The organism is Enterobacter sp. Cy-643, from assembly GCF_011752815.1.
GTDB lineage: Bacteria > Pseudomonadota > Gammaproteobacteria > Enterobacterales > Enterobacteriaceae > Cedecea.
Genome location: NZ_VWWV01000007.1, coordinates 102226 through 127674 on the forward strand (window position 1 = coordinate 102226; position 25449 = coordinate 127674).

The following is a 25449-nucleotide window of genomic DNA, read 5'->3' on the forward strand; positions in this document are numbered from 1 at the left end:
GTTTAGCTCCTCGTTCCAGGTAATAAATCTTGTTGATAATCCCCGGCTGGATAACGGAACGGCACCGGGCCATCCGCGATCCCATCAAGGAACTGTCTAACGCGCGGATCGTGGTTTTCACGCAGTTCCGCCGGGCTACCTTGAGCAACAATATGCCGATCGGCAGCAATATAAGCGTAATCCGCGATACTTAGTACTTCTGGCACATCATGGGATACCACAATGCAGGTGACGCCAAGAGCGCTGTTAAGTTCTGAAATAAGCTTAACCAGCACGCCCATGGTAATGGGATCCTGCCCGACAAAGGGCTCATCAAACATAATCAGGTCTGGCTCAAGTGCTATAGCACGGGCCAACGCAGCGCGGCGCGCCATCCCGCCCGATAATTCAGAAGGCATAAGATTAGCCGCCCCGCGAAGCCCCACGGCTTCCAGTTTCATCATCACCGTGCTGTGCAATAAAGGTTCTGGTAACTGAAGATGCTCACGCAGTGGATAAGCCACGTTTTCAAACACGTTAAGATCGGTAAATAAGGCGCCGGATTGGAACAGCATACTCATGCGTTTACGGACGGTAAAAAGCCGCGAGCGCGACATCGAGGGTACATTCTCTCCATCAAAAAGAATCTCGCCGCTGTCCGGCTGGATCTGCCCGCCAATAAGCTTCAATAGCGTCGTCTTACCGATCCCCGATGGCCCCATGATCGCCGTCACCTTGCCGCGTGGTACGGTCAGCGAAATATTCTCGAAGATCTGGCGTTCGCCGCGGGAGAAACTCATCCCGCGGATCTCAACCAGATTGGCTTCTGTCTGACTCATCGCCCTTCCTTTTTTATGTTTGCCGGCAAGCATGGCCTCAAAGGGATGCTAAAACCCAACATTTTTACAGAATATTACCTGCGCAGGTTAGCGAAAGCTGGCATTTGTTTTACTTTTTCGCCGCATAAAGTCAGAATTAAGACTTATCGCCAGGCTCAGGCTGCACTTCGTTTTGCCCGACCCTTTAGCCCCTCAGGATCGGCGATTATACCCTAAGAAAGGATTTTTCATGCTGTTAGCTACGGCGCTATTAATTATTGGTTTACTTCTGGTGGTCTATGGCGCCGACCGTTTAGTTTTCGCTGCGGCGATACTTTGTCGCAGTATGGGGATCCCGCCACTGATTATCGGCATGACGGTGGTCAGCATTGGCACCTCGCTGCCTGAAATCATCATCGCCAGCACGTCAGCACTGCACGGCCAGCTGGATTTGGCCGTCGGCACAGCTATAGGCTCAAATATCACCAACATTATGCTGATTTTGGGGCTTGCCGCGCTGCTGCACCCATTTACCGTTAATTCCGATATTCTACGTCGCGAATTGCCTCTAATGTTGGCGGTGAGTGCCGCCGCAGGTCTGTTTCTCTATGACGGTGAGTTGACGCAGGCCGAAGGTATCATGCTGCTGACAATCGCGGTGCTATATCTCTTCTTTATCATTAGAATAGGCCGAATTGCGGAACGGCAGGGTGTTGATAGCCTGACGCGGGAACAGCTGGCCGAACTCCCTCAAGAGGGCAGCCTGTCCGTCGCGTTTTTATGGCTGGGTGTAGCGTTGGTTATTATGCCGATGGCGGCGCGGATGGTCATTGATAATGCTTCAGTGCTTGCCCATTATTTTGGCGTAAGCGAACTGGTTATCGGTTTGACGGTCATTGCGATTGGCACCAGTCTGCCGGAATTAGCGACCGCCATAGCCGGGGCGCGCAAGGGTGAAGATGACATTGCAATTGGTAATATCATCGGTTCGAACATTTTTAACGTTGTGTTTGTGCTTGGCATTCCTGCGTTGGTGGCACCGGGCCACCTCAACCCGTTAGCTTTTGCTCGGGATTATTGGTTGATGTTAGCGGTAAGTGCTGTTTTTGCCCTGCTCTGCTGGCGCAAACCCCGCCAAATCGGCAAGCTCGCGGGCGCTCTGTTAACATGTGGATTCATCATATGGATCGTGGTGCTGTGGTTCGTTGCGCCACCTGTCGTTGGATAAAGCGGAAACGGGAATTATGTCTCATATAGATTTAGCACCGGGTTTTGACTTTCAACAAGCGGGCAAAGACGTGCTCAATATTGAACGTGAAGGCCTGGCTCAACTCGACCAGTACATCAATGGTGATTTCTCGCTAGCCTGTGAGAAGATATTCTACTGTCCCGGTAAAGTTGTTGTAATGGGGATGGGAAAATCGGGTCATATTGGGAAAAAAATCGCGGCAACCTTTGCCAGCACCGGCACACCAGCCTTTTTTGTGCACCCTGGAGAAGCCAGCCACGGTGATTTAGGCATGGTCACGGCACAGGATATCGTCCTGGCGATTTCTAATTCCGGCGAGTCGAACGAAATTCTGGCGCTCATTCCGGTATTAAAACGCCTTCAGGTGCCGCTGATTTGCATGACCGCCCGCCCGGAAAGCTCGATGGGTCGTGCAGCGGATATCCATTTGTGCATCAAAGTGCCTCAGGAAGCTTGCCCCCTGGGCCTCGCGCCAACCTCCAGCACAACGGCAACGCTGGTTATGGGCGATGCGCTGGCCGTAGCGTTACTGAAGGCCCGTGGTTTTACCGCTGAAGATTTTGCTCTGTCTCATCCTGGCGGGGCGCTGGGCCGTAAGCTATTACTGCGCGTCAACGATATCATGCACACCGGTGATGATATCCCACACGTAAGCAAAGAAGCCTCTTTGCGAGATGCTCTGTTGGAGATTACCCGTAAAAATATGGGGATGACGGTCATCTGCAATGACCTGATGAAAATTGAAGGCATCTTTACCGACGGTGATTTACGTCGTGTATTCGATATGGGTGTTGATTTACATACCTTACGTATTGCGGATGTCATGACAACGGGAGGCATTCGCGTACGCCCTGGCACATTAGCCGTGGACGCATTAAACCTGATGCAGTCACGCCATATTACTTCAGTTATGGTCGCGGATGGCGACCAGTTGCTGGGTGTGGTACATATGCATGACATGCTACGCGCGGGCGTAGTTTAAAAAAGGATTAGCCTTAATGAGTAACCATGATGCGCTGCTTAATACCTGCTACGGGCCGGTAAGCGCGCACGTCATAGCGAAGGCGAAAGAAATTCGCCTGCTGATTCTGGACGTTGACGGCGTGATGTCTGACGGCCTTATTTACATGGGTAACAGCGGTGAAGAGCTGAAAGCCTTCAACGTACGCGATGGCTATGGCATTCGCTGCGCCCTGACCTCCGGAATTGAAGTCGCTATTATTACAGGCAGGAAAGCAAAACTGCTGGAAGATCGCTGCGAAACGCTGGGCATTACCCACCTTTATCAAGGGCAATCCAACAAGCTTGAGGCGTTCCGCGATCTGTTGTCAAAGCTTGCGCTTTCTCCCGATCGGGTTGCCTACATTGGCGATGACCTGATCGACTGGCCAGTTATGGAACAGGTCGGCTTAAGCGTTGCCGTTGCAGACGCCCACCCTTTATTGACGCCAAAAGCGGATTACGTGACCAGAATCAGCGGTGGACGAGGTGCAGTACGTGAAATCTGCGATCTTCTGTTGATGGCGCAAGGCAAGCTTGATGAAGCGAAAGGGCAATCCATATGAGCAAGACCAGACGTTGGATTATTTTCCTGCTTGCCATTGCGGCATTAGTGCTTATCGGTCTAAATCTGACCGAGAAGGACGAACCCAGCGTAACCGTTAACAGCGATACGCCAACTTACCAAAGCGAATTCTCCACAACAGTCGTATACAACCCACAGGGCGCGCTGAACTATAAGCTTATTGCTCAACACGTTGAATACTTCTCGGATACGGGTATTTCATGGTTCACTAAACCGGTCATGACCCAGTACGATGAAAATAAAATCGCCACCTGGGAAATTCACGCGGATCGCGCCAAACTTACCGATGACAAAATGCTTTATTTGTACGGCAACGTTATCGTCACAGCGCTAACGCCTGATTCTCAGTTACGTAGAATCACGACGGACAATGCGCAGGTGAATTTAATTACTCAGGATGTCGCTTCTGACGACCTGGTGACTTTGTACGGCACCACATTTAATTCCAGTGGTATGAAAATGCGTGGCAACTTACGCAGCCAAACTGCACAGCTGATTGAAAAGGTTAAAACCTCATATGAAATCCAGAATAAACAAACTCAGCCTTAAACTTGTTCTGCTTGGTTCGCTTTTTGCCGTACCGCTGTCAGCCTGGGCTCTGACCGGTGATACCGATCAACCCATTCATATCGAATCCGACCAGCAGTCTCTCGATATGCAGGGCAATATCGTGACCTTCACCGGCAATGTGGTTGTGACTCAGGGCACTATCAAAATCAACGCAGATAAAGTCGTTGTGACCCGTCCAGGCGGTGAGCAGGGCAAAGAGGTGATTGATGGCTACGGTAACCCTGCTACTTTCTATCAAATGCAGGACAGCGGTAAGCCGGTACAAGGCCACGCATCCACCATGCATTATGAATTGGCTAAAGATTTCGTTGTACTGACCGGCAACGCTTACCTTGAACAGCTGGACAGCAACATCACCGGCGACAAGATCACCTACCTGGTGAAAGAGCAAAAAATGCAGGCGTTTAGCGAGAAAGGCAAACGCGTGACCACCGTGCTGGTGCCGTCTCAGCTGCAAAACAAAAACGGCCAGCAACCGGCACCGAAAAAGAGTAACTGATTCGTTATGGCAACTTTAATTGCGAAAAACCTGGCTAAAGCCTACAAAGGCCGCCGCGTAGTCGAAGACGTCAGCCTGACCGTTAAATCGGGCGAAATTGTGGGGTTACTCGGGCCGAACGGCGCCGGTAAAACCACGACGTTTTACATGGTGGTGGGCATTGTGCCACGCGATGCAGGCAATATTATTATTGATGAAGAAGACATCAGCTTGCTGCCACTGCATGCTCGTGCGCGTCGAGGCATCGGTTATTTGCCGCAGGAAGCCTCCATTTTCCGCCGCCTGAGCGTGTTTGATAACCTTATGGCGGTGCTGCAGATTCGCGATGACCTGACGTCAGAGCAGCGTGACGATCGCGCGAATGAGCTGATGGAAGAGTTCCACATCTCACACCTGCGTAATAACCTCGGGCAGTCACTGTCCGGCGGTGAACGCCGTCGCGTAGAAATTGCTCGCGCGCTTGCGGCAAACCCGAAATTCATTTTGCTGGATGAACCCTTTGCCGGGGTTGACCCTATTTCCGTTATTGATATCAAACGCATTATCGAGCACCTTCGTGACAGCGGCCTCGGCGTATTGATTACCGACCACAACGTCCGCGAAACGCTCGCCGTTTGCGAACGCGCCTACATCGTTAGCCAGGGGCACTTGATTGCCCACGGCACACCGGAAGAAATCCTTGAAGACGAGCAAGTTAAGCGAGTCTATCTGGGCGAAGAGTTCAGACTCTGATAGGGTGGGAAGTCTTACACGACTTATTTGAGGACGTTTGCTCTGAACATGAAGCAAGGTTTGCAATTACGGCTTAGCCAACAACTTGCTATGACGCCCCAGCTGCAGCAGGCCATCCGTCTGCTACAGCTCTCAACGTTAGAGCTTCAGCAAGAACTCCAGCAGGCACTGGACAGTAATCCATTGCTTGAGCAAACCGACCTGCATGATGAGATCGATACTCAGGAAGTGCCTGAGAGCGAAGCAATGGATACCCGTGAAGCCCTCGAGCAGAAAGAGATGCCCGATGAGCTGCCGCTGGATGCCAGTTGGGATGAAATTTACACCGCTGGAACGCCTTCAGGCACGGGAACTGACTATCTGGACGACGAGCTGCCCGTCTACCAGGGCGAGACCACCCAGTCACTGCAGGACTACCTGATGTGGCAGGTTGATTTGACGCCATTTTCCGATACTGACGCCGCTATTGCGACGTCTATTGTCGATGCCGTGGATGAAACCGGGTATCTCACCGTCCCCCTGGAAGACATCCTGGAGAGTCTGGGCCACGACGATGTGAGCCTTGACGAAGTGGAAGCCGTCCTCAAACGCATCCAACGTTTTGATCCCGTCGGCGTAGCAGCACGGGACTTACGCGATTGCCTGTTAATTCAGCTTTCTCAGTATGCCAAAGAGACTCCATGGCTGGCGGAAGCCCGGCTTATCGTTAGTGACCATTTGGATCTGCTGGCAAATCACGACTTTCGGACGCTGATGCGGGTCACGCGTATCAAAGAGGACGCGCTTAAAGAGGCCATGTGCCTGATTCAGTCCCTTGATCCTCGCCCCGGCCAGTCGATCCAAACGGGCGAGCCTGAGTATGTTATTCCTGATGTACTCGTGCGCAAACACCTGACGCGCTGGGTTGTAGAGCTTAACGCAGACAGCATCCCTCGCCTCAAAATCAACCAGCAATACGCAGCCATGAGCGGCAGCACACGCAATGACAGCGATTCACAGTTCATCCGCAGTAACCTGCAGGAAGCGAAATGGTTGATTAAAAGCCTGGAAAGCCGCAATGATACGTTATTGCGCGTGAGCCGATGCATTGTCGAACAACAGCAGGCCTTCTTTGAGCATGGTGAAGAGCACATGAAGCCGATGGTGCTGGCCGATATTGCTCAGGCAGTAGACATGCACGAGTCAACAATCTCGAGGGTAACCACTCAGAAATATTTGCACAGCCCACGCGGCATCTTTGAATTGAAATATTTCTTCTCCAGTCACGTCAATACCGAAGGCGGCGGCGAAGCCTCCTCCACGGCAATTCGGGCGCTGGTGAAGAAGTTAATTGCTGCGGAAAACCCCGCCAAACCGCTGAGCGACAGTAAGTTAACCTCAATGCTGTCGGATCAAGGTATTATGGTGGCGCGCCGCACAGTTGCGAAGTACCGAGAGTCTTTATCCATTCCACCGTCAAACCAGCGTAAACAGCTGGTGTGACTTCACCGATAAGGAAGACACTATGCAGCTCAACATTACGGGACAAAACGTCGAGATCACTGAGGCACTGCGTGAATTTCTGAACTCGAAGTTTGCCAAACTGGAGCAGTACTTCGAAAGAATCAACCAGGTCTATATTGTATTAAAGGTGGAAAAAGTCACCCATACAGCGGATGCTACGCTGCATGTGAACGGTGGAGAACTACATGCCAGCGCCGAAGGCCAGGACATGTATGCGGCGATTGACGGCCTGATTGATAAACTGGCCCGACAGTTAACGAAACATAAAGATAAACTAAAACAACACTGATAATCCGGGCATCCGATGTGCATATGGCCGGCCCGCTGCTTAAGTCGCGGGCCGTTTGCACAAAAGTGCTTAGGTGAACTTATGATGAACAACGATTCGGCTCTACAACTGAGCAATGTCCTTAACCAGGAATGTACTCGCAGTGGCGTCCACTGCCAGAGTAAAAAACGCGCGCTGGAAATCATCAGCGAACTGGCAGCCAAACAACTTGGCCTTCCACCGCAGGTCGTTTTCGAAGCCGTCCTGACCCGTGAACGTATGGGCAGTACCGGCATTGGCAACGGTATCGCCATTCCTCACGGCAAGCTGGAGGAAGATACGCTTCGCGCCGTCGGCGTCTTTATTCAACTGGAAACGCCAATCGCTTTTGATGCCATCGACAATCAACCCGTTGACCTGTTATTTGCGTTACTGGTGCCTGCCGATCAGACAAAAACCCATCTGCACACGCTTTCTCTGGTAGCTAAGCGTCTGGCGGATAAAACCATTTGTCGCAGACTGCGCTCAGCCAGCAGCGACGAAGAGCTTTACCAGATAATTACTGAAACAGAAGTCGATAACGACAGCGAAAATGAATAATCGGCGCGTTTGATGTCTCAGACAGATAAATCGGGGGAATGATTACATGGTGCTGATGATTGTCAGCGGCCGCTCAGGTTCAGGGAAGTCTGTAGCCTTGCGCGCACTGGAAGATATGGGATTCTACTGCGTGGATAACCTGCCGGTTGTCCTGTTGCCAGAGCTGGCAAAAACGCTTGCCGATCGGCAAATCTCTGCCGCGGTCAGCATCGACGTGCGCAACATGCCGGAGTCGCCGGAAATCTTCGAGCACGCGATGGACAGCCTGCCGGACGCTTTTTCTCCGCAGTTACTGTTCCTTGATGCCGATCGTAATACACTGATTCGCCGCTACAGTGACACGCGCCGCCTTCATCCGCTTTCCAGTAAAAATCTCTCTTTGGAAAGTGCCATTGACGAAGAAAGCGATCTCCTCGAACCGCTAAAATCCCGCGCGGATCTGATCATCGACACCTCCGAAATGTCGGTACACGAACTGGCGGAGATGCTGCGTACTCGTCTGCTGGGTAAACGTGAACGCGAGCTCACCATGGTGTTCGAGTCTTTCGGCTTTAAGCATGGCATACCGATTGACGCCGATTATGTGTTCGACGTGCGCTTTCTTCCGAACCCGCACTGGGATCCAAAACTCCGTCCAATGACCGGCCTCGATCGCCCGGTCGCCGCCTTCCTCGACAGGCACACAGAAGTACACAATTTTATCTACCAGACCCGCAGCTATCTTGAGTTATGGTTACCGATGCTGGAAACCAACAACCGTAGCTACCTGACAGTGGCGATTGGCTGTACCGGCGGTAAACACCGTTCGGTTTATATTGCAGAGCAGCTGGCCGACTACTTCCGCTCACGCGGGAAGAACGTCCAGTCCCGTCACCGTACGCTGGAAAAACGTAAAACATGAGCGTAAAGCAGACCGTTGAAATCACCAACAAACTGGGCATGCACGCGCGCCCGGCGATGAAACTGTTTGAGCTGGTACAGAGTTTTGACGCAGAAGTGATGCTGAGAAACGAAGCGGGTACAGAAGCTGAAGCCAGCAGCGTGATTGCCCTCCTGATGCTGGACTCCGCCAAAGGAGGCCACATCGAAATAGAAGTCACAGGCCCGGAAGAAGAGCAAGCCCTGGCGGCTGTGATTGCTCTGTTCAATGCCGGATTTGACGAAGACTAACCGCTGCGTGCGCGGATCTAACCGCGCCCTATTTTCCATACTGCGGCAACGTTACGCGCTGTCACGCAAATATTCTCGCCCGCCTTTTCCAACGCCTCCGGCAGCGTCTGAACCCGATTAAGCACCGAGAAAACGGCGTCGAGACCGTGCTGATGGACTACGCCGTAATCAGTCGTCATGCCTCCAGCCAGCGCGATAACCGGCACCTGAAAACGCTTTGCCACTCTCGCCACGCCTATCGGCGTTTTGCCATAAATGGTCTGGCTGTCTATACGCCCTTCTCCGGTGATAACCAGATCCGCCCCATGAACAGCCTCGGCAAGCCGCAAAGCTTCGGTGACAATTTCCACGCCAGGCTGCAGGCGGGCATGAAGTAAACCAAACAAAGATGCCCCCATACCTCCTGCTGCCCCGGCACCTGCCACGGTAATCACATCCTTACCGCTGATGCGCTCCAGCTGTTCACCATAATGCCTGAGTGCAGCATCGAGCTGCATAACCTGTTCGGGCGTAGCGCCTTTCTGCGGCCCAAAAACCGCCGACGCACCGCGTTCACCGCACAGCGGATTATCGACATCACAGGCAACCAGAATGTCGCACTGTGCCAGGCGGGCATCCAATTGGCTAACATCAATCTCTGCCAGCCCAGCCAGGGCAGCACCGCCTGCACAAAGCGCATTACCCTGTGCATCACGAAGCCTGACGCCCAGCGCCTGCATCATGCCGGCCCCGCCGTCGTTGGTCGCGCTGCCGCCGATACCAATAATGATTTTACGTGCGCCGCGATCCAGCGCCGCCAGAATAAGCTCCCCGGTGCCAAAAGTGCCAGTCAGCAGCGGATTTCGTTTTTCGGGCGGCACCAGATGCAGTCCTGAAGCGGCCGCCATTTCAATGATGGCCGTCTCGCCGTCGCCCGTTATGCCAAAGAAAGCGTCAACAGGCAGCTCCAGCGGGCCGGTCACCGTTACCGGAATGATTTTCCCGTGTGTCGCGGCAACCATTGATTCAACGGTCCCTTCTCCTCCGTCGGCCATCGGCAGCTTGATATACTCTGCATCCGGGTAAATCTCGCGAAAACCTTGCTCAATGGCCTCGGCGACCTGCATCGCGCTCAGGCTCTCTTTGAAAGAATCGGGGGCGATGACAATTTTCATTCAGGGCTCCGGGGCTAGTTCAGGTTGTGTTGCTCGAGGAATGACTCTCCGCCCAGCTGGCGCATCTGCCGCAAAATCCACTGCTGGCGCTGGCGAATATAGCCTGAAGGCGCATTGGCTTTAAAACGAATGGGGTTAGGCAGGACGGCGGCGAGCAACGCTGCTTCGGCAGGCGTCAGGCGGCTGGCGGGCTTGTTGAAGTAGCGATGGGAGGCTTCTTCCACGCCGAAAACACCTTCACCAAATTCGGCAATATTGAGATACACCGTCAGAATACGCCGCTTGCTCCACGCGGTTTCAATCCCCACCGTCAGGCCGGCTTCCAGGCCTTTACGTAGCCAGCTCCGTCCATCCCAGAGGAACAGATTCTTTGCAGTTTGTTGAGAAAGCGTCGAGGCACCCCGTACCCTTTTTTCGTTGCGTTCATTATGAGCCAGCGCCTTTTCTATGGCATCGGTATCAAAGCCCCAGTGTTCGGGAAACTTTTGATCCTCAGAGGCGATCACCGCCAGTCCCATCCACGGAGAAATATCATCCATGGCAACCCAGTCAGAATGGGCAACGTAACTAAAATTACCGCTGAACCACGCGCTGAACTGCCGCTCCACCATCACTGCGGAAAAAGGCACCGGGAGGAAGCGGAAGGCCAGGATGCCCATGAACCATACGGCCAAAACCGCCAGAAAAGCTTTCAGCAGCCAGCGTTTAACCCACTGCCACGGCGCGAAACGCCCTTTACTCATTCGCTAAGTTCCAGCACGCGGGCAACCAGCTTGTCGATCCCGACAGCGGCCTCAGCGATATTTTGCGCGAGCATGTAAGCAGGGGTGGTGACAACCTTCTGTTCTTCGTCCACCACGATATCATCCACCGGGCAAGGAACATGTTCAGCCCCCATGGCTTCCAGTAGCTCCGCGGTATCAATGTCGGTGCCGATGGTCAGACGCAGAGGCATATCCAGAATCTTTGGCAGCATCGCCGGGGCAATACACATAAAACCGAGCGGCTTGCCCTGTTCGTGGCACTCCCGCGCCACGCGGCGGAGATCGGCATCCACCTCACAATCCGCCCCCTTTGCAGCAAAAGTGCTTAGATTTTTTGCCGCGCCAAAACCGCCGGGCACAATCAATGCGTCAAGGTTTTCAGACAAAGCTTCACGCAACGGCTGAATATTGCCGCGGGTGATACGCGCCGCTTCCACCAGCACATCTCGAGTCTCTGTCGCAGGCTCACCGGTTAAATGATCGACCACATCAGACTGAGGTTTCTCCGGCGCGAAGCAAATGGCTTCAGCACCAGAGCGGGAAATGGCCAACAGCGTTAATACGGCCTCATGAATCTCACTGCCGTCATAAACCCCACAGCCGCTCAGCACTACGCCTATTTTTTTCATCCGTCAGTTCCTTTTCGTTCCGGGTGAATCAGTATCAGCCACGTTAATTTGATCGCTATGCTTCACATATTTTACTGATTCACGTAACAAATATTTTAAGGTTTGCTATCTTATATGGCTGACAGCCCGCGAATTGCTGGTTGTGCCGTTCAATAATTCAACGCTAAAAAAGGCGCAACCCTGTTTTCCCTGGTGTTGGCGCAGTATTCGCGCACCCCGGCCTGGCCGGGGTCATTTTTTTCCAGCGTCCGCAACCCAGGCTTTTAATACGCTAACATCATGTTGCCACTCTTGTTTCAGCTCCTCGATCCATTCACCGACATTATCTGACCACGCAGGTAGATCCGGAGACTGAATTTGCTGGGCAACCTGCTGTAAATGCCGCAAACCCACTGAGCCTGCCGCGCCTTTAATTTTATGTCCCTCTTCCACCACGCCCTTGTTATCCCGCGCGGTCATATTCGAATCGAGAACCTCTAAATAACCCGGCATCATTTTTTCAAACATCGCCAGGCCATCAGTAATGAGTTTTGGCCCCACCAGCTCGATATATTGTTCGAGCATCGGAATATCGAGTAACGCTTGCTGTTTTTCACTATCGACTTTTGTCACCACAGGCTCCTTGTCCGTTATCTGGTTATCCCAGAATTTTTGGATCATCGACATCAAGGCAGGTACGGCGAGCGGCTTACTCAGCACGTCATCCATCCCGGCCTCAAGATACTCAGTCTTGTTTTTCAGCACGTTGGCCGTTAGCGCCACCAGCGGCGGCAGCTCATTTTTGCTAAAGCGTTTATTCAGCTCGCGGGAAATATCCAGGCCAGTCATATCCGGCAGCTGGATATCCAGCAGCACCAGGTCATATTCGCCCGGTATAAACATCTCCAGCGCGTCTTTCCCGGTCATTGCTACGTCAACGCTGTTCCCCAATTTCTCGAGCACCGAACGCGCAACGATGACGTTAAGCTCAATATCCTCCACCAGCAGAACATGCAGGGCAGGCAGCGGCATATCGTCATCTTCCAGCGTGTCCTCCACTTCCTCGGCCACGCTCGGCGCCTGGACGGTCAGCGTGAACAGCGAGCCTTCACCCGGCTTGCTGGTGACGGTAATGTCTCCGCCCATACTTTTTGCCAGACGGCGAGAAACCGCCAGCCCAATCCCGGTTCCGGTCGCAGGCTTGCCGCCGTGGCTATCTTTAACCTGATAGTACATGGCAAAGATTTTGTCCTGCTCGTCTACCGGAATACCAATCCCGGAATCCTGAACGTCAAAGCGCAGGCAGCTCTCTTCTTCATAGCGAACGCGCACCGTGACTAATCCCCCTTTCGGCGTGAACTTCACGGCATTGCTGATTAGATTCCAGAGGATTTGGCGCAGACGCGTCCCGTCAGTCACCACCTTGTGCGGCAGCGGCAGCGTTGGATCCATCACAAACGATAGCCCTTTCTGCTGAGCCTGCAGGCCTGAGAGGTTTTCCAAATCGGCAAGGAAGCTGGTGAAATCCACCGGCTGGTTATCGAGCTGCACTTTGCGGCGCTCGAGCTTATCCATATCAATGATATCGTTGAAAATATTTCCCAACGTAATGGCAGACACGTGGATCGTTTTCAGGTAATTGGTCTGCTCGGCGGTGAGATCGGTGTCCAGCAGGATGCGGCTCAGGCCGACAATGCCATTCAGCGGCGTACGCAGCTCGTGGCTGATGGTAGAGATAAAGGTGGTCTTATCCCGGCTCGCTCGCTCCAGCGCATCCTGATAGCGTTTACGCTCGGTAATATCACGGCCAAAGCCCATCAGCCCGTGGCGTTTACCGACGCGGTCGTAATAAGGCACTTTACGGATTTCAAAGCAGGCTTTGCGGCCATCCGGGTAATCCAGCCACTGCTCATAGGTCAGAGAGACATTATGACGAAACACTTTTTCGTCTGTTTCCAGCACTTTCTCAGCGGCTTCGGCAGAGTACACATCCTGCGGCTTGAGATGGATAAGCTGTTTCTCGCTCTTGCCGGTCAGTAACTCCATCGCCCGGTTGCAGCCTGAAAACTCCCGGTCTTCGTTGCGATAGAAGACCAGATCGGGCGAAGCATCAAGGAAAGAGCGCAGGAAAGAAGATTGCTGCTCGAGCCGGATTTGCGTCTCTTCACGCTCCTGCATCTCAACTTTAAGCTGCTCCAGCATGGTCTGACGCTCGGCCTCCGCTTTCACGCGGTCGGCAATTTCCTGGTTTAATTGAGCGATATTGTCCTTTAGCTGCACGTTCAGAATGAGGTCGCGCTCGCGCATCTCCTCCAGCTTTTCCACCAGCTTCGACAGCCGCTGCCTGGACTCCTCAAGCTGCTCAACCACAACTGACAGGAAGTAAACCGCCCAGGGTGTAATCAACAAACCAAAGAAGATAGAGCGGACAACATCGATACTTTCAACCTGGCCGCTCAGCAGCATGGTGACGGCCATTTGCACCACCATCGCCAGCACGACCAGCGCCGAGGCCAGCAGCAGGGAGAAGCGCACCAGCCCCAGCTTCACCATAAGATCAACGTAATACTGCGCCAACAACCGAATTTGCTTCATGGAACGATTCCTTCGTCTTGGATGCGCTAAATATACCGCAAAAAGGAACCGGGCTCAGGATTTACGAAAGAGCTGAGAGATCCCAAGGCATGCCCAGCGCTGACCCCTGCGCCCCGTGCGTCTGCAAATACCTGTCGATATCCACCATCGCGGCCCAGCGGTTTTCACACCATAAAGGGGCAAGCAAGGTTGGGCGTCGGGCATGAGCCGAAATACGATGGAACACCACATCAAGCGGCGTATGGCGAATCATTTCTCCCGCAGTGACCACATACTCATTCAGCGCAATCCCTTCAAGGCGACCGGCTCGCCAGCTTTTCGCCATAATACTGCCGTCAACGATATGCAGAGGGTGCAGCTTCAGGCCGTCCACGCCGGTGTCAACCACCTTCTCCAGCGTGTCCATACATTGCTGCTGGCCTTCACCCGGTAAACCGACAATCAGATGGCTGCAAACCTTTAACCCCCTCGCTCGGGCCCGGCGGGTAGTCTCCTGATAACAGGCAAAATTGTGCCCACGGTTGATACGGTGCAGCGTTTTGTCATTCGCCGTCTGTAACCCCAGCTCCAGCCACACTTCATAGCCCTGCGCATGATAATCGCTTAGCAAATCCAGCACGCTCTCGGGCACGCAATCGGGCCGGGTACCAACGCACAGCCCCACAATGCTGGTCTGGCTCACCGCTTGCTGGTACATCGACCGCAACACCTGCACTTCAGCCCAGGTACTGGTATAGGCCTGGAAATAGGCCAGATAGCGCTGGGCGCGGTTTACCCGGCTGGCCTGGTGTGCGAGCTGTTCGGCAATGGAATTGTGCTGCTGCGCTTCGTCGGCAAAAGAGGCCACGTTGCAAAAAGTACAGCCGCCTCGCCCGATAGTGCCATCGCGATTGGGGCAGCTGAAACCGCCATGCAGCGTGAGTTTATGGACTTTTTGCCCATAGCGACGAGAGAGATCGCCGCCAAACATATTGACTAATTTCTGTAACTGCATAATCTGATGGGCCGTCCCGAAAAAGGGGCCTAGCCTGCCATTTTCTTCTCGCACCGGCGATGACCTGGATCAATCGCTTCGGCGCAGCCTTATCTATTGCATATAAAATCAAAATAAGTGCAACTCTATTCACACTGATCTTGATTACTTTTCCTTATGACGCCACCCTTTATTTAAAGAATATGACGAACGGTGAAAAACAGTGTCATGCTGCACCCTGTAGGGATTAAGCAGCATATCATGCTGGCAATATCATTCATGCCAGCATGGTCTGGAGTTTCATGGCCTTCCGGATAGTGAGGACGATCACATAACACTCGGCCTTCACCGCAGTTCCTTCACGCTCAAAAAAGAACAAAAAACCATTATATTCATAGCGTTAATCATCTCTTAGCACGGTTCTGTATAAATAAGAATGCCATTTGACCTGTGTGCTCTTTCCCGATAAGTTGGAAATCCGCTGGAAGCTTTCTGGATGGGTTCTGTGCCCATCATATTTATGCAGTAATTGAGATTCCCTCTAAAGCAAGTCCTCAACACTTGTGACACCGGATGCGTTGGACATTAAGAGGGCGACACGCGAGGCAAGCGTATGATGCGCAAACCCCGTCGCCATGCCCTTGCTGCGTCCACGCGCAAACGGTTGGGAGTAACGTAGAGCCTGGGGAGGTTCACTGATATGTTGTACGATAAATCCCTTGAGAAGGATAACTGTGGTTTCGGCCTGATCGCCCACATAGAAGGCGAACCTAGCCACAAGGTAGTGCGTACCGCTATTCACGCGCTAGCCCGTATGCAGCACCGTGGTGCCATCCTTGCCGACGGTAAAACCGGCGACGGCTGTGGCCTGTTGCTGCAAAAACCCGATCGTTTCTTCCGCATTGTTGCAGAAGAACGCCAGTGGCGTTTGGCCAAGAACTATGCCGTTGGAATGATTTTCTTGAACCAGGATGACGCGCTTGCCCGCGCCAGCCGCCGCATTGTTGAAGAAGAGCTGCAAAACGAAACCCTGTCTATTGTTGGCTGGCGTGAAGTGCCGGTGAACAAAGACGTGCTCGGTGAAATCGCCCTCTCCTCTCTGCCACGTATTGAACAAATTTTCGTTAACGCCCCGGCGGGCTGGCGCCCTCGTGATATGGAACGCCGCCTGTTTATCGCCCGTCGCCGTATCGAAAAACGCATCCAGGAAGATAAAGACTTCTATATCTGCAGCCTGTCTAACCTGGTGAACATTTATAAAGGTCTGTGTATGCCGGCTGACCTGCCGCGCTTCTACCTGGACCTGGCGGATCTGCGCCTGGAATCGGCCATTTGCCTGTTCCACCAGCGCTTCTCCACCAACACCGTGCCTCGCTGGCCGCTGGCTCAGCCATTCCGCTATCTGGCGCACAATGGTGAAATCAACACCATCACCGGTAACCGCCAGTGGGCGCGAGCCCGTACCTATAAATTCCAGACGCCGCTGATCCCCGATCTGCACGACGCTGCGCCGTTCGTGAACGAAACCGGCTCCGACTCCAGCTCCATGGATAACATGCTTGAGCTGCTGCTGGCGGGCGGGATGGATATCGTGCGCGCCATGCGTCTGCTGGTTCCGCCTGCGTGGCAGAACAACCCGAACATGGATCCTGAGCTGCGTGCCTTCTTCGACTTTAACTCCATGCATATGGAACCGTGGGATGGCCCGGCCGGTATCGTAATGTCCGACGGGCGTTTCGCCGCCTGTAACCTGGATCGCAACGGCCTGCGTCCGGCGCGCTACGTGATCACCAAAGACAAACTCATCACCTGTGCCTCTGAAGTCGGGATCTGGGACTACCAGCCGGATGAAGTGGTTGAGAAAGGCCGCGTTGGCCCGGGTGAGCTGATGGTTATCGACACCCGTGTCGGGCGCATTCTGCATTCTGCGGAAACCGATGCCGAGCTGAAAAGCCGCCATCCGTATAAAGAGTGGATGGAGAACAACGTTCGCCGCCTGGTGCCGTTTGAAGATCTGCCGGACGAAAAAGTGGGTGCGCGTGAGCTGGACGACGACACGCTTGCCAGCTACCAGAAACAGTTTAACTACAGCAGCGAAGAGCTGGATTCAGTGATCCGCGTGCTGGGCGAGAATGGCCAGGAAGCCGTGGGTTCAATGGGCGATGACACCCCATTTGCCGTGCTTTCCAGCCAGCCACGCATTATTTACGACTATTTCCGTCAGCAGTTTGCGCAGGTGACCAACCCGCCAATCGATCCGCTGCGTGAAGCGCACGTCATGTCCCTGGCCACCAGCATTGGCCGTGAAATGAACGTCTTCTGTGAAGCAGAAGGCCAGGCGCACCGCCTGAGCTTCAAATCGCCGATTCTGCTGTGGTCTGATTTCCAGCAGCTCACCACGCTGGAAGAAGAGCATTATCGCGCCGATACGCTCGACATCACCTATGACGTGACCGAGAAGTCGCTGCATGAGACCGTGATGGCGCTGTGCGACGAAGCTGAACGCATGGTTCGCAATGGCACCGTCTTGCTGGTGTTGTCCGACCGTAATATTGCGAAAAATCGCCTGCCGGTTCCGGCTCCGATGGCCGTGGGCGCCATCCAGACTCGCCTCGTTGAGAAGAGCCTGCGCTGCGATGCCAACATCATTGTTGAAACCGCCAGCGCCCGCGATCCGCATCACTTCGCCGTGCTGCTGGGCTTCGGCGCGACCGCCATCTACCCGTACCTCGCCTATGAAACCCTGGCGAAGCTTGTCGACAACGGCGCTATCGACAAAAACTACCGCACCGTGATGCAGAACTACCGTAACGGCATCAACAAAGGGCTGTACAAGATCATGTCCAAAATGGGCATCTCGACTATCGCCTCTTACCGTTGCTCTAAGCTGTTCGAAGCTGTGGGTCTGCATAAAGAAGTGTCCGAGCTTTGCTTCCAGGGCGCGGTCAGCCGCATCGGCGGAGCAGGCTTTGGCGACTTCCAGCAGGATCTGCTGAACCTGTCCAAACGCGCCTGGCTGGTACGTAAGCCGTTGGATCAGGGCGGCCAGCTGAAGTTCGTTCACGGCGGGGAATACCACGCCTATAACCCGGACGTAGTGCAGACGCTGCAAAAAGCGGTGCAGAGCGGTGAATACAGCGACTACCAGCAATACGCAAAACTGGTAAACGAGCGCCCTGTCGCCACGCTGCGCGATATGCTTGCGCTGAATCCGCAGGATGAGTCCGTCAAAATTGAAGACGTTGAGCCCGCGACCGAGCTGTTCAAACGCTTTGATACCGCGGCAATGTCCATCGGCGCCCTGAGTCCGGAAGCACACGAATCCCTGGCTGAAGCGATGAACAGCATCGGCGGGAACTCTAACTCCGGCGAAGGCGGCGAAGATCCGGCCCGCTACGGCACCAATAAAGTGTCCCGTATCAAGCAGGTCGCTTCCGGTCGCTTCGGCGTAACGCCAGCCTATCTGGTTAACGCCGATGTTATCCAGATTAAAGTCGCGCAAGGCGCGAAGCCGGGCGAAGGCGGCCAGCTGCCGGGCGATAAAGTCACGCCTTACATCGCCAAACTGCGCTACTCCGTGCCGGGCGTGACGCTGATTTCACCTCCGCCTCACCACGATATCTACTCTATCGAGGATCTGGCGCAGCTGATTTTCGACCTGAAACAGGTTAACCCGAAGGCGATGATTTCCGTGAAACTGGTTTCCGAACCGGGCGTCGGCACCATCGCGACGGGCGTAGCCAAGGCCTATGCCGACCTGATTACTATTGCTGGCTACGACGGCGGCACCGGCGCAAGTCCGCTGTCATCCGTGAAATACGCGGGCTGCCCGTGGGAGCTTGGTCTGGTGGAAACCCAGCAGGCTCTGGTGGCGAACGGCCTGCGCCATAAAATTCGCCTGCAGGTGGACGGCGGCCTGAAAACCGGGCTCGACATCATCAAGGCAGCCATTCTTGGGGCGGAAAGCTTCGGCTTCGGTACCGGACCAATGGTTGCGCTGGGTTGTAAATACCTGCGAATTTGTCACCTGAACAACTGCGCTACCGGCGTGGCAACTCAGGATGACAAACTGCGTAAAAACCATTACCACGGCCTGCCGTTCAAAGTAACCAACTACTTTGAATTCATCGCTCGCGAAACCCGCGAACTGATGGCGCTGCTGGGCGTGAAACGCCTGGTTGATTTGATTGGCCGTACCGACCTGTTAAAAGAGCTGGACGGGTTTACCGCTAAGCAGCAGAAGCTGGATTTGTCTGCCCTGCTGAAAACGGCTGAACCGATGCCGGGCAAAGCGGTGTACTGCACCGAGCATAACCCGCCGTTCGATAAGGGTGACCTTAACGCACAGCTGCTGAACCAGGCTCAGGCTTATGTGGATGATAAACAGAGCAAAACGTTCTGGTTTGATATCCGCAACACCGACCGTTCGATTGGAGCTTCGCTCTCCGGCTACATTGCCCAGCAACATGGCGATCAAGGCCTGGCGTCTGACCCAATCAAGGCGCACTTTAACGGCACCGCAGGCCAGAGCTTCGGCGTATGGAACGCGGGCGGCGTTGAGCTGCACCTGACCGGCGATGCCAACGACTATGTCGGTAAAGGTATGGCGGGCGGGCTGATTTCTCTGCGTCCACCGGTAGGCTCAGCCTTCCGCAGCCACGAGGCGACCATTATCGGCAACACCTGCCTGTACGGCGCCACCGGCGGGAAGATGTATGCCGCAGGCCGTGCAGGCGAGCGTTTCGCGGTGCGTAACTCCGGGGCGATCACCGTGGTTGAAGGCATCGGCGATAACGGCTGTGAATACATGACCGGCGGCATCGTCTGTATTCTGGGCAAAACGGGGGTTAACTTCGGGGCTGGTATGACGGGCGGTTTCGCCTACGTACTGGACGAAGACGGTGAATTCCGCAAACGCGTGAACCCGGAACTGGTTGAATTACTGAATGTGGAAGAGCTGGCGATTCATGAAGAGCACCTGCGAGGCATGATCACCGAACACGTTCAGCTGACCGGCTCCCAGCGCGGCGAAGAAATCCTGGCCAACTGGCCGACATTCGCCTCGAAATTCACCCTGGTTAAACCGAAGTCCAGTGATGTTAAAGCATTGTTGGGTCACCGCAGTCGTTCCGCAGCTGAGCTGCGGGTGCAGGCGCAGTAAGAGGTCACGATGAGTCAAAACGTTTATCAATTTATCGACTTGCAGCGCGTTGATCCGCCGAAGAAGCCGCTGAAGATCCGCAAAATTGAATTTGTGGAAATCTACGAGCCGTTCTCTGAGGGACAGGCCAAGGCGCAGGCCGACCGCTGCCTCTCCTGCGGCAACCCGTACTGCGAGTGGAAGTGCCCGGTTCATAACTACATTCCAAACTGGCTGAAACTTGCCAATGAGGGGCGCATTATTGAGGCAGCCGAGCTGTCTCACCAGACCAACAGCCTGCCGGAAGTCTGCGGCCGCGTCTGCCCGCAGGATCGCCTTTGCGAAGGCTCCTGTACGCTGAACGACGAGTTCGGGGCGGTAACCATCGGCAACATCGAGCGCTATATCAACGATAAAGCGATTGAGATGGGCTGGAAGCCGGATCTGACCGGCGTGAAGCAAACCGGTAAACGCGTGGCTATCATCGGTGCAGGCCCTGCCGGGCTTGCCTGCGCTGACGTTCTGGCACGTAACGGCGTGAAGGCGGTGGTTTACGACCGACACCCAGAAATCGGCGGTCTGCTGACCTTCGGTATTCCAGCCTTTAAGCTGGAAAAAGAGGTAATGACCAAGCGTCGCGAAATCTTCAGCGGGATGGGGATTGAATTCAAACTCAATACCGAGGTTGGCCGCGACGTGCAGATGGATGAGCTGCTTAGCGAATACGATTCCGTATTCCTGGGCGTCGGCACCTATCAGTCGATGCGCGGTGGCCTTGAAAATGAAGACGCGCCTGGCGTGTATGACGCCCTGCCGTTCCTCATCGCCAATACCAAGCAAATCATGGGCTTCAGCGAAACGGCTGAAGAGCCGTATGTCAGCATGGAAGGCAAACGCGTTGTCGTGCTGGGCGGCGGGGACACCGCTATGGACTGCGTGCGTACTTCAGTTCGCCAGGGAGCAACCCACGTGACCTGTGCTTACCGTCGTGACGAAGAAAACATGCCGGGTTCTAAACGCGAAGTTAAAAACGCGCGCGAAGAAGGCGTGGAGTTCCAGTTCAACCTGCAGCCGCTGGGCGTGGAAATTAACGCGAATGGCCGGGTGTGCGGTGTGAAAGTGGCTCGTACAGAGCTGGGCGCGCCGGATGCTAATGGCCGTCGTCGCCCGGAAATCGTTGCTGGCTCCGAGCACGTACTGCCTGCCGATGCGGTGGTAATGGCCTTCGGTTTCCGTCCTCATAGCATGACGTGGCTGGAGCAGCACAGCGTTGAGCTGGACAGCCAGGGGCGCATTCTCGCTCCAGAAGCTAGCGAGAACGCTTTCCAGACCAGCAACCCGAAAATCTTCGCCGGTGGCGATGCGGTTCGCGGTTCCGATCTGGTGGTCACCGCTATTGCTGAAGGGCGTAAAGCCGCAGACGGGATCCTGAACTTCCTGGAAGTATAATCGTTAAAATCTGGCGGTTCCGGCTGCCAGATTGCGCCGAATCCCCGATAAAAAAAGCCAGTCTTTCGACTGGCTTTTTATTATTTCACCACGCGCAGTGCGGGGCGGCCACCGCGAGGCGGCGGCGGATCGTCATCCGGGTTATTGTCATCATCGCCGCGATCGGGGCGATCGCCGTCAATAACCTGCATAACTGTTTCAGTCTCACCCACTACCGGCTGGTCATCATTGTGGCTTTCAGCGTCTTCATCATAGCCCGCTTCCGGCTCAAACATGGTGCCCGCGCCATTTTCACGTGCATAGATAGCCAGAACGGCGGCCATAGGTACGTTAACCTGGCGAGGTACGCCGCCGAAACGCGCGTTAAAGCGCACTTCGTCATTGGCCAACTCCAGATTCCCTACGGCACGCGGCGCGATGTTCAGTACAATTTGCCCATCACGCGCATACTCCATCGGAACCTGCACGCCCGGCAGCGTGATATCCACCACCAGGTGCGGCGTGAGCTGGTTATCCAGCAGCCACTCATAAAAGGCCCGCAGCAGATAAGGACGGCGCGGCGACAGCTGCGACATATCCATCAATTAGCCTCGGGTCTGCAGACGCATTTCGCGCTCGGGTTCGGTCAAAGAGGCCAGGAAGGAGTCACGCTCGAAAACGCGTGTCATGTACCCTTTCATCTCTTTAGAACCAGCGCCCGTCAGCTCAATGCCCATCTGCGGCAAGCGCCACAGCAGCGGAGCCAGATAGCAGTCTACCAGGCTGAACTCGTCGCTCAGGAAGAAAGGCTTCTGGGTAAATACCGGGGCAATGCTTAACAGCTCTTCACGCAGCTGCTTACGCGCGGCTTCCGCTTCCTGCGCGGAGCCGTTCATCACCACGTTCATCAGGGTATACCAGTCTTTCTCAATGCGGTGCATGTACAGACGGCTTTCACCACGCGCAACCGGGTAAACCGGCATCAAAGGTGGGTGCGGGAAACGCTCATCAAGATATTCCATGATGATGCGGGATTCCCACAGCGTCAGCTCGCGGTCAACCAGGGTCGGTACGCTGTGATTGGGGTTAAGGTCAATCAGATCCTGAGGCAGGTTATCCGTTTCCACATGCTCAATTTCAACGCTAACACCTTTCTCAGCCAGGACGATACGTACCTGGTGGCTATAGATGTCAGTAGGACCGGAAAACAGCGTCATCACCGAACGTTTGTTGGCAGCGACAGCCATGAAAACCTCCAAGTTTATCCAGAAAATTACTGCTAATAGCCGCAAGCGGCGACTAATAACCTGACCGTTTATTACCCAATGCTCCGCCGAAACATCGCTGACGCCTTATCAGGGGCGAAAACAACCGGATGCCGACATTTGGGCAGAAAATTGGATGATAGTTTACCAGATTTTACTGGTTTTGTGGTGGTCGTATATTGAATTTGCCTGAAAGGCAAATTATTTCAAAATGTTAGAAGCAATAATATAAATTACAGGCATAAAAAAACCCGGTACCAGGACCGGGTTTTTTGCCAACTGTCTTGCTGCCTGAACAGGCAGAGAACAATTAACGTTTGGAGAACTGAGGACGACGACGTGCTTTACGCAGACCGACTTTCTTACGTTCAACCTGACGAGCATCACGGGTAACGAAGCCAGCTTTACGCAGCTCGGAACGCAGGGACTCATCGTACTCCATCAGAGCGCGGGTGATACCGTGACGGATCGCACCAGCCTGACCAGAGATACCACCACCTTTAACGGTGATGTACAGATCCAGTTTCTCAACCATGTCGACCAGTTCCAGCGGCTGACGAACTACCATGCGGGCAGTTTCACGACCGAAGTACTGTTCCAGAGAACGTTGGTTGATAACGATTTTGCCGTTGCCCGGTTTGATAAACACGCGAGCTGCGGAACTTTTGCGGCGACCAGTGCCGTAGTATTGATTTTCAGCCATTGCCTATAATCCCGATTAAATGTCCAGAACTTGCGGTTGCTGTGCCGCGTGGTTGTGCTCGGTGCCCGCGTAAACTTTCAGTTTACGGAACATTGCACGACCCAGCGGGCCCTTTGGCAGCATGCCTTTAACCGCGATTTCAATCACACGCTCAGGACGGCGGGCAATCATCTCTTCAAAGGTCGCTTGTTTGATACCACCGATGTGGCCGGTGTGGTGGTAGTACACTTTGTCAGTACGCTTGTTGCCGGTTACAGCAACTTTGTCAGCGTTCAGAACGATGATGTAATCACCAGTATCAACGTGCGGAGTGTATTCCGCTTTGTGCTTACCGCGCAGACGGCGAGCCAGTTCAGTAGCCAGACGACCTAAGGTCTTACCTTCAGCATCAACGACGTACCAGTCGCGCTGTACAGTTTCTGGTTTAGCTGTAAAAGTTTTCATTAAAAGCTTACCCAATATATAGTTACACGTTGGTGAACACCCAAACGTTTAAAATCAGTCGAGGTTCACGCGACATTGTCCAGCAAACCTACCCCTTCGAATAGCCTATGCCGGCACGACAAAAGTTTTGGGAAAAAAACTTTGGTTGTAACGTGGGGTCGCAAGATTATAGAGAAGTCGACCTCAAAGATCGACCACAATTTGTCGTTGATATCACAATATCATTGTCAGGGCAGATGAGGGCGACGCAAATACTCCTCACTTTGCATTTCCTGCAGCCTGGAAAGGCAGCGCTGGAACTCAAATTTAAGCCTTTCCCCTTGATAAATATCGAATAGCTCAGCCTCAGCGGACACAACCAGCTTGACGTGGCGTTCGTAAAATTCGTCCACCAGCGCGATAAAACGGCGAGCTTCACTCTCCATCAACGGTGTCATCACCGCCACATTAAACAGCAGGACGGTGTGGAACTGGCGCGAAAGCGCGATGTAATCATGCTGGCTGCGGGCGTCCACGCACAGCGTGCTGAAGTCGATAGCCAGCGTCTGGTTCGCGGTTCCCAGCGTCATCATTGGCCTATGGTTAACTTCCAGCACCGGCGCGCCTTCGCGCTTTGTCCCTGCCAGAACGGCATAAAGCTTTTCCATTTGCAGGGCTGAATCTGCATTCAGCGGTGACAGCCACAGGTGAGCCTGAGTCAGCGTTCTCAGGCGGTAATCAATCCCGGCATCCACGTTCATCACGTCGCAATAGCGTTTAATCGCTTCAATAGCGGGTAAGAAGCGGGCGCGCTGTAGCCCATTGCGGTACAAATCATCCGGCGGGATGTTCGAGGTGGCCACCAGCGTAATGCCGCGCGCAAAAAGCGCTTTCATTAGTGTGCCCAGCAGCATGGCATCGGTGATATCAGAGACAAAAAATTCATCGAAACACAGGACATCCGCTTCGGCCTTAATGCCATCAGCAATAATTTCCAGCGGATCGGTGTGGCCCTGCTGCTGCGCCAGCTCTTCATGAACCCGAAGCATAAAGCGGTGAAAGTGCAGCCGCAGTTTGCGCTCTCCCGGCAAACTCTGAAAAAACATATCCATCAGCCAGGTTTTACCTCGCCCCACGCCTCCCCACATATACAACCCCCGGGCGGGCTCCTGCCCGGCCTGAACCTCTTTTTTACCGAACAGCTTGCCGAACTTAGTCAGCAACCCACCGGTAGGGGCAGGTGTGGGTGCCACGGACAATGCTTGCCAGATAGCATCCAGGCGCATAATCGCTTCGCGTTGTACGTCATCAGGTTGAAAACTGCCTTCTGCCAGAGCCTGCTGGTAGCGCGATGCAGGAGAGAGATTTTGCATGGTATTATTATCTTCCCTTTATAATCGGATAGCCGTTCACTGCCTTTTTC

General features: G+C 54.1%; 24 protein-coding genes. 13 read left to right on the forward strand and 11 right to left on the reverse strand.

Annotation, left to right across the window (positions count from 1 at the left end):
* Positions 1-2: 2 nt before the first annotated feature.
* A complete protein-coding gene (gene mlaF, locus F3J29_RS20160; RefSeq protein ID WP_166868785.1) occupies positions 3-818 on the reverse strand; it encodes a phospholipid ABC transporter ATP-binding protein MlaF in 816 nt (271 codons plus the stop codon).
* A 229-nt stretch (positions 819-1047) separates the two neighbouring features.
* On the opposite strand from mlaF, the gene F3J29_RS20165 reads away from it, so the two are divergent.
* The 11 genes from F3J29_RS20165 (at position 1048) to npr (ending at position 8973) form a co-directional block, all read left to right on the forward strand.
* Complete coding sequence (locus F3J29_RS20165; RefSeq protein ID WP_166868786.1) at positions 1048-2025, forward strand: calcium/sodium antiporter; 978 nt, start codon at positions 1048-1050, stop codon at positions 2023-2025.
* Between the two features lie 16 nt (positions 2026-2041).
* A complete protein-coding gene (kdsD, locus tag F3J29_RS20170; RefSeq protein ID WP_166868788.1) occupies positions 2042-3028 on the forward strand; it encodes an arabinose-5-phosphate isomerase KdsD in 987 nt (328 codons plus the stop codon).
* Positions 3029-3044: 16 nt separating this feature from the next.
* Entirely contained in the window at positions 3045-3611 is a 567-nt protein-coding gene (kdsC, locus tag F3J29_RS20175; RefSeq protein WP_166868789.1) for a 3-deoxy-manno-octulosonate-8-phosphatase KdsC, read from the forward strand.
* A complete protein-coding gene (lptC, locus tag F3J29_RS20180; RefSeq protein ID WP_166868790.1) occupies positions 3608-4180 on the forward strand; it encodes an LPS export ABC transporter periplasmic protein LptC in 573 nt (190 codons plus the stop codon). Before kdsC ends, lptC begins: the two co-directional genes overlap by 4 nt.
* Entirely contained in the window at positions 4149-4700 is a 552-nt protein-coding gene (gene lptA / locus F3J29_RS20185) for a lipopolysaccharide ABC transporter substrate-binding protein LptA (protein WP_166868792.1), read from the forward strand. Before lptC ends, lptA begins: the two co-directional genes overlap by 32 nt.
* Positions 4701-4706: 6 nt before the next feature.
* A complete protein-coding gene (gene lptB / locus F3J29_RS20190; protein ID WP_008454830.1) occupies positions 4707-5432 on the forward strand; it encodes an LPS export ABC transporter ATP-binding protein in 726 nt (241 codons plus the stop codon).
* Positions 5433-5480: 48 nt separating this feature from the next.
* Positions 5481-6914 (forward strand): RNA polymerase factor sigma-54, encoded by a 1434-nt coding sequence (gene rpoN, locus F3J29_RS20195; RefSeq protein WP_166868794.1) that lies wholly within the window; start codon positions 5481-5483, stop codon positions 6912-6914.
* Between the two features lie 22 nt (positions 6915-6936).
* Positions 6937-7224: a ribosome hibernation promoting factor gene (hpf, locus tag F3J29_RS20200; protein ID WP_008454833.1), complete on the forward strand. Its 288-nt coding sequence runs from the start codon at positions 6937-6939 to the stop codon at positions 7222-7224.
* Between the two features lie 81 nt (positions 7225-7305).
* Entirely contained in the window at positions 7306-7803 is a 498-nt protein-coding gene (gene ptsN / locus F3J29_RS20205) for a PTS IIA-like nitrogen regulatory protein PtsN (RefSeq protein WP_039298192.1), read from the forward strand.
* Positions 7804-7849: 46 nt separating this feature from the next.
* Positions 7850-8704 carry an RNase adapter RapZ gene (gene rapZ / locus F3J29_RS20210; protein ID WP_008454836.1) on the forward strand — a complete coding sequence of 285 codons (855 nt, stop codon included), beginning with the start codon at positions 7850-7852 and terminating at the stop codon, positions 8702-8704.
* Positions 8701-8973, forward strand: a complete 273-nt coding sequence (gene npr, locus F3J29_RS20215) for a PTS phosphocarrier protein NPr (RefSeq protein ID WP_008454837.1) — start codon at positions 8701-8703, stop codon at positions 8971-8973. The genes rapZ and npr overlap by 4 nt, the downstream gene beginning before the upstream one ends.
* 17 nt (positions 8974-8990) lie before the next feature.
* Here the strand turns inward: npr and F3J29_RS20220 are convergent, their stop codons facing one another.
* The 5 genes from F3J29_RS20220 to mnmL form a co-directional block, all read right to left on the reverse strand.
* Positions 8991-10127: a glycerate kinase gene (locus F3J29_RS20220; protein ID WP_166868796.1), complete on the reverse strand. Its 1137-nt coding sequence runs from the start codon at positions 10125-10127 to the stop codon at positions 8991-8993.
* A 14-nt stretch (positions 10128-10141) separates the two neighbouring features.
* Positions 10142-10870 carry a monofunctional biosynthetic peptidoglycan transglycosylase gene (gene mtgA / locus F3J29_RS20225; protein ID WP_166868797.1) on the reverse strand — a complete coding sequence of 243 codons (729 nt, stop codon included), beginning with the start codon at positions 10868-10870 and terminating at the stop codon, positions 10142-10144.
* A complete protein-coding gene (gene elbB / locus F3J29_RS20230; protein ID WP_166868799.1) occupies positions 10867-11520 on the reverse strand; it encodes an isoprenoid biosynthesis glyoxalase ElbB in 654 nt (217 codons plus the stop codon). The genes mtgA and elbB overlap by 4 nt, the downstream gene beginning before the upstream one ends.
* A gap of 231 nt (positions 11521-11751) precedes the next feature.
* Positions 11752-14094 carry an aerobic respiration two-component sensor histidine kinase ArcB gene (gene arcB / locus F3J29_RS20235; protein ID WP_166868800.1) on the reverse strand — a complete coding sequence of 781 codons (2343 nt, stop codon included), beginning with the start codon at positions 14092-14094 and terminating at the stop codon, positions 11752-11754.
* A gap of 61 nt (positions 14095-14155) precedes the next feature.
* Positions 14156-15088, reverse strand: a complete 933-nt coding sequence (gene mnmL, locus F3J29_RS20240) for a tRNA modification radical SAM protein MnmL/YtqA (RefSeq protein ID WP_166868802.1) — start codon at positions 15086-15088, stop codon at positions 14156-14158.
* A 679-nt stretch (positions 15089-15767) separates the two neighbouring features.
* Between mnmL and gltB the strand changes: the two genes are divergently transcribed.
* Entirely contained in the window at positions 15768-20228 is a 4461-nt protein-coding gene (gltB, locus tag F3J29_RS20245; protein ID WP_166868803.1) for a glutamate synthase large subunit, read from the forward strand.
* Between the two features lie 9 nt (positions 20229-20237).
* The gene (locus F3J29_RS20250) at positions 20238-21656 is read left to right on the forward strand and encodes a glutamate synthase small subunit (protein ID WP_039298208.1); all 1419 of its coding nucleotides are present in this window, start codon (positions 20238-20240) and stop codon (positions 21654-21656) included.
* An 80-nt stretch (positions 21657-21736) separates the two neighbouring features.
* Here the strand turns inward: F3J29_RS20250 and sspB are convergent, their stop codons facing one another.
* From sspB to zapE, 5 genes are all read right to left on the reverse strand, one after another.
* Complete coding sequence (gene sspB, locus F3J29_RS20255) at positions 21737-22237, reverse strand: ClpXP protease specificity-enhancing factor (protein ID WP_166868814.1); 501 nt, start codon at positions 22235-22237, stop codon at positions 21737-21739.
* Between the two features lie 3 nt (positions 22238-22240).
* The gene (gene sspA / locus F3J29_RS20260; protein ID WP_061276135.1) at positions 22241-22882 is read right to left on the reverse strand and encodes a stringent starvation protein SspA; all 642 of its coding nucleotides are present in this window, start codon (positions 22880-22882) and stop codon (positions 22241-22243) included.
* Positions 22883-23210: 328 nt separating this feature from the next.
* A complete protein-coding gene (gene rpsI, locus F3J29_RS20265; RefSeq protein WP_000829818.1) occupies positions 23211-23603 on the reverse strand; it encodes a 30S ribosomal protein S9 in 393 nt (130 codons plus the stop codon).
* Positions 23604-23618: 15 nt separating this feature from the next.
* Positions 23619-24047 carry a 50S ribosomal protein L13 gene (gene rplM / locus F3J29_RS20270; protein ID WP_008454874.1) on the reverse strand — a complete coding sequence of 143 codons (429 nt, stop codon included), beginning with the start codon at positions 24045-24047 and terminating at the stop codon, positions 23619-23621.
* A 227-nt stretch (positions 24048-24274) separates the two neighbouring features.
* On the reverse strand, positions 24275-25399 hold the full coding sequence (zapE, locus tag F3J29_RS20275) for a cell division protein ZapE (protein WP_166868816.1): 1125 nt from the start codon (positions 25397-25399) through the stop codon (positions 24275-24277).
* Positions 25400-25449 lie beyond the last annotated feature (50 nt).

Coding starts and splice junctions, on each gene's coding strand:
- lptC (WP_166868790.1), top strand. CDS start 3,608: ATGAGCAAGACCAGACGTTGGATTATTTTCCTGCTTGCCATTGCGGCA.
- F3J29_RS20165 (WP_166868786.1), top strand. CDS start 1,048: ATGCTGTTAGCTACGGCGCTATTAATTATTGGTTTACTTCTGGTGGTC.
- kdsC (WP_166868789.1), top strand. CDS start 3,045: ATGAGTAACCATGATGCGCTGCTTAATACCTGCTACGGGCCGGTAAGC.
- sspB (WP_166868814.1), bottom strand. CDS start 22,237: ATGGATATGTCGCAGCTGTCGCCGCGCCGTCCTTATCTGCTGCGGGCC.
- lptA (WP_166868792.1), top strand. CDS start 4,149: ATGAAATCCAGAATAAACAAACTCAGCCTTAAACTTGTTCTGCTTGGT.
- rpsI (WP_000829818.1), bottom strand. CDS start 23,603: ATGGCTGAAAATCAATACTACGGCACTGGTCGCCGCAAAAGTTCCGCA.
- zapE (WP_166868816.1), bottom strand. CDS start 25,399: ATGCAAAATCTCTCTCCTGCATCGCGCTACCAGCAGGCTCTGGCAGAA.
- F3J29_RS20250 (WP_039298208.1), top strand. CDS start 20,238: ATGAGTCAAAACGTTTATCAATTTATCGACTTGCAGCGCGTTGATCCG.
- ptsN (WP_039298192.1), top strand. CDS start 7,306: ATGATGAACAACGATTCGGCTCTACAACTGAGCAATGTCCTTAACCAG.
- npr (WP_008454837.1), top strand. CDS start 8,701: ATGAGCGTAAAGCAGACCGTTGAAATCACCAACAAACTGGGCATGCAC.
- F3J29_RS20220 (WP_166868796.1), bottom strand. CDS start 10,127: ATGAAAATTGTCATCGCCCCCGATTCTTTCAAAGAGAGCCTGAGCGCG.
- mnmL (WP_166868802.1), bottom strand. CDS start 15,088: ATGCAGTTACAGAAATTAGTCAATATGTTTGGCGGCGATCTCTCTCGT.
- mlaF (WP_166868785.1), bottom strand. CDS start 818: ATGAGTCAGACAGAAGCCAATCTGGTTGAGATCCGCGGGATGAGTTTC.
- hpf (WP_008454833.1), top strand. CDS start 6,937: ATGCAGCTCAACATTACGGGACAAAACGTCGAGATCACTGAGGCACTG.
- rapZ (WP_008454836.1), top strand. CDS start 7,850: ATGGTGCTGATGATTGTCAGCGGCCGCTCAGGTTCAGGGAAGTCTGTA.
- kdsD (WP_166868788.1), top strand. CDS start 2,042: ATGTCTCATATAGATTTAGCACCGGGTTTTGACTTTCAACAAGCGGGC.
- elbB (WP_166868799.1), bottom strand. CDS start 11,520: ATGAAAAAAATAGGCGTAGTGCTGAGCGGCTGTGGGGTTTATGACGGC.
- mtgA (WP_166868797.1), bottom strand. CDS start 10,870: ATGAGTAAAGGGCGTTTCGCGCCGTGGCAGTGGGTTAAACGCTGGCTG.
- rpoN (WP_166868794.1), top strand. CDS start 5,481: ATGAAGCAAGGTTTGCAATTACGGCTTAGCCAACAACTTGCTATGACG.
- lptB (WP_008454830.1), top strand. CDS start 4,707: ATGGCAACTTTAATTGCGAAAAACCTGGCTAAAGCCTACAAAGGCCGC.
- arcB (WP_166868800.1), bottom strand. CDS start 14,094: ATGAAGCAAATTCGGTTGTTGGCGCAGTATTACGTTGATCTTATGGTG.
- sspA (WP_061276135.1), bottom strand. CDS start 22,882: ATGGCTGTCGCTGCCAACAAACGTTCGGTGATGACGCTGTTTTCCGGT.
- rplM (WP_008454874.1), bottom strand. CDS start 24,047: ATGAAAACTTTTACAGCTAAACCAGAAACTGTACAGCGCGACTGGTAC.
- gltB (WP_166868803.1), top strand. CDS start 15,768: ATGTTGTACGATAAATCCCTTGAGAAGGATAACTGTGGTTTCGGCCTG.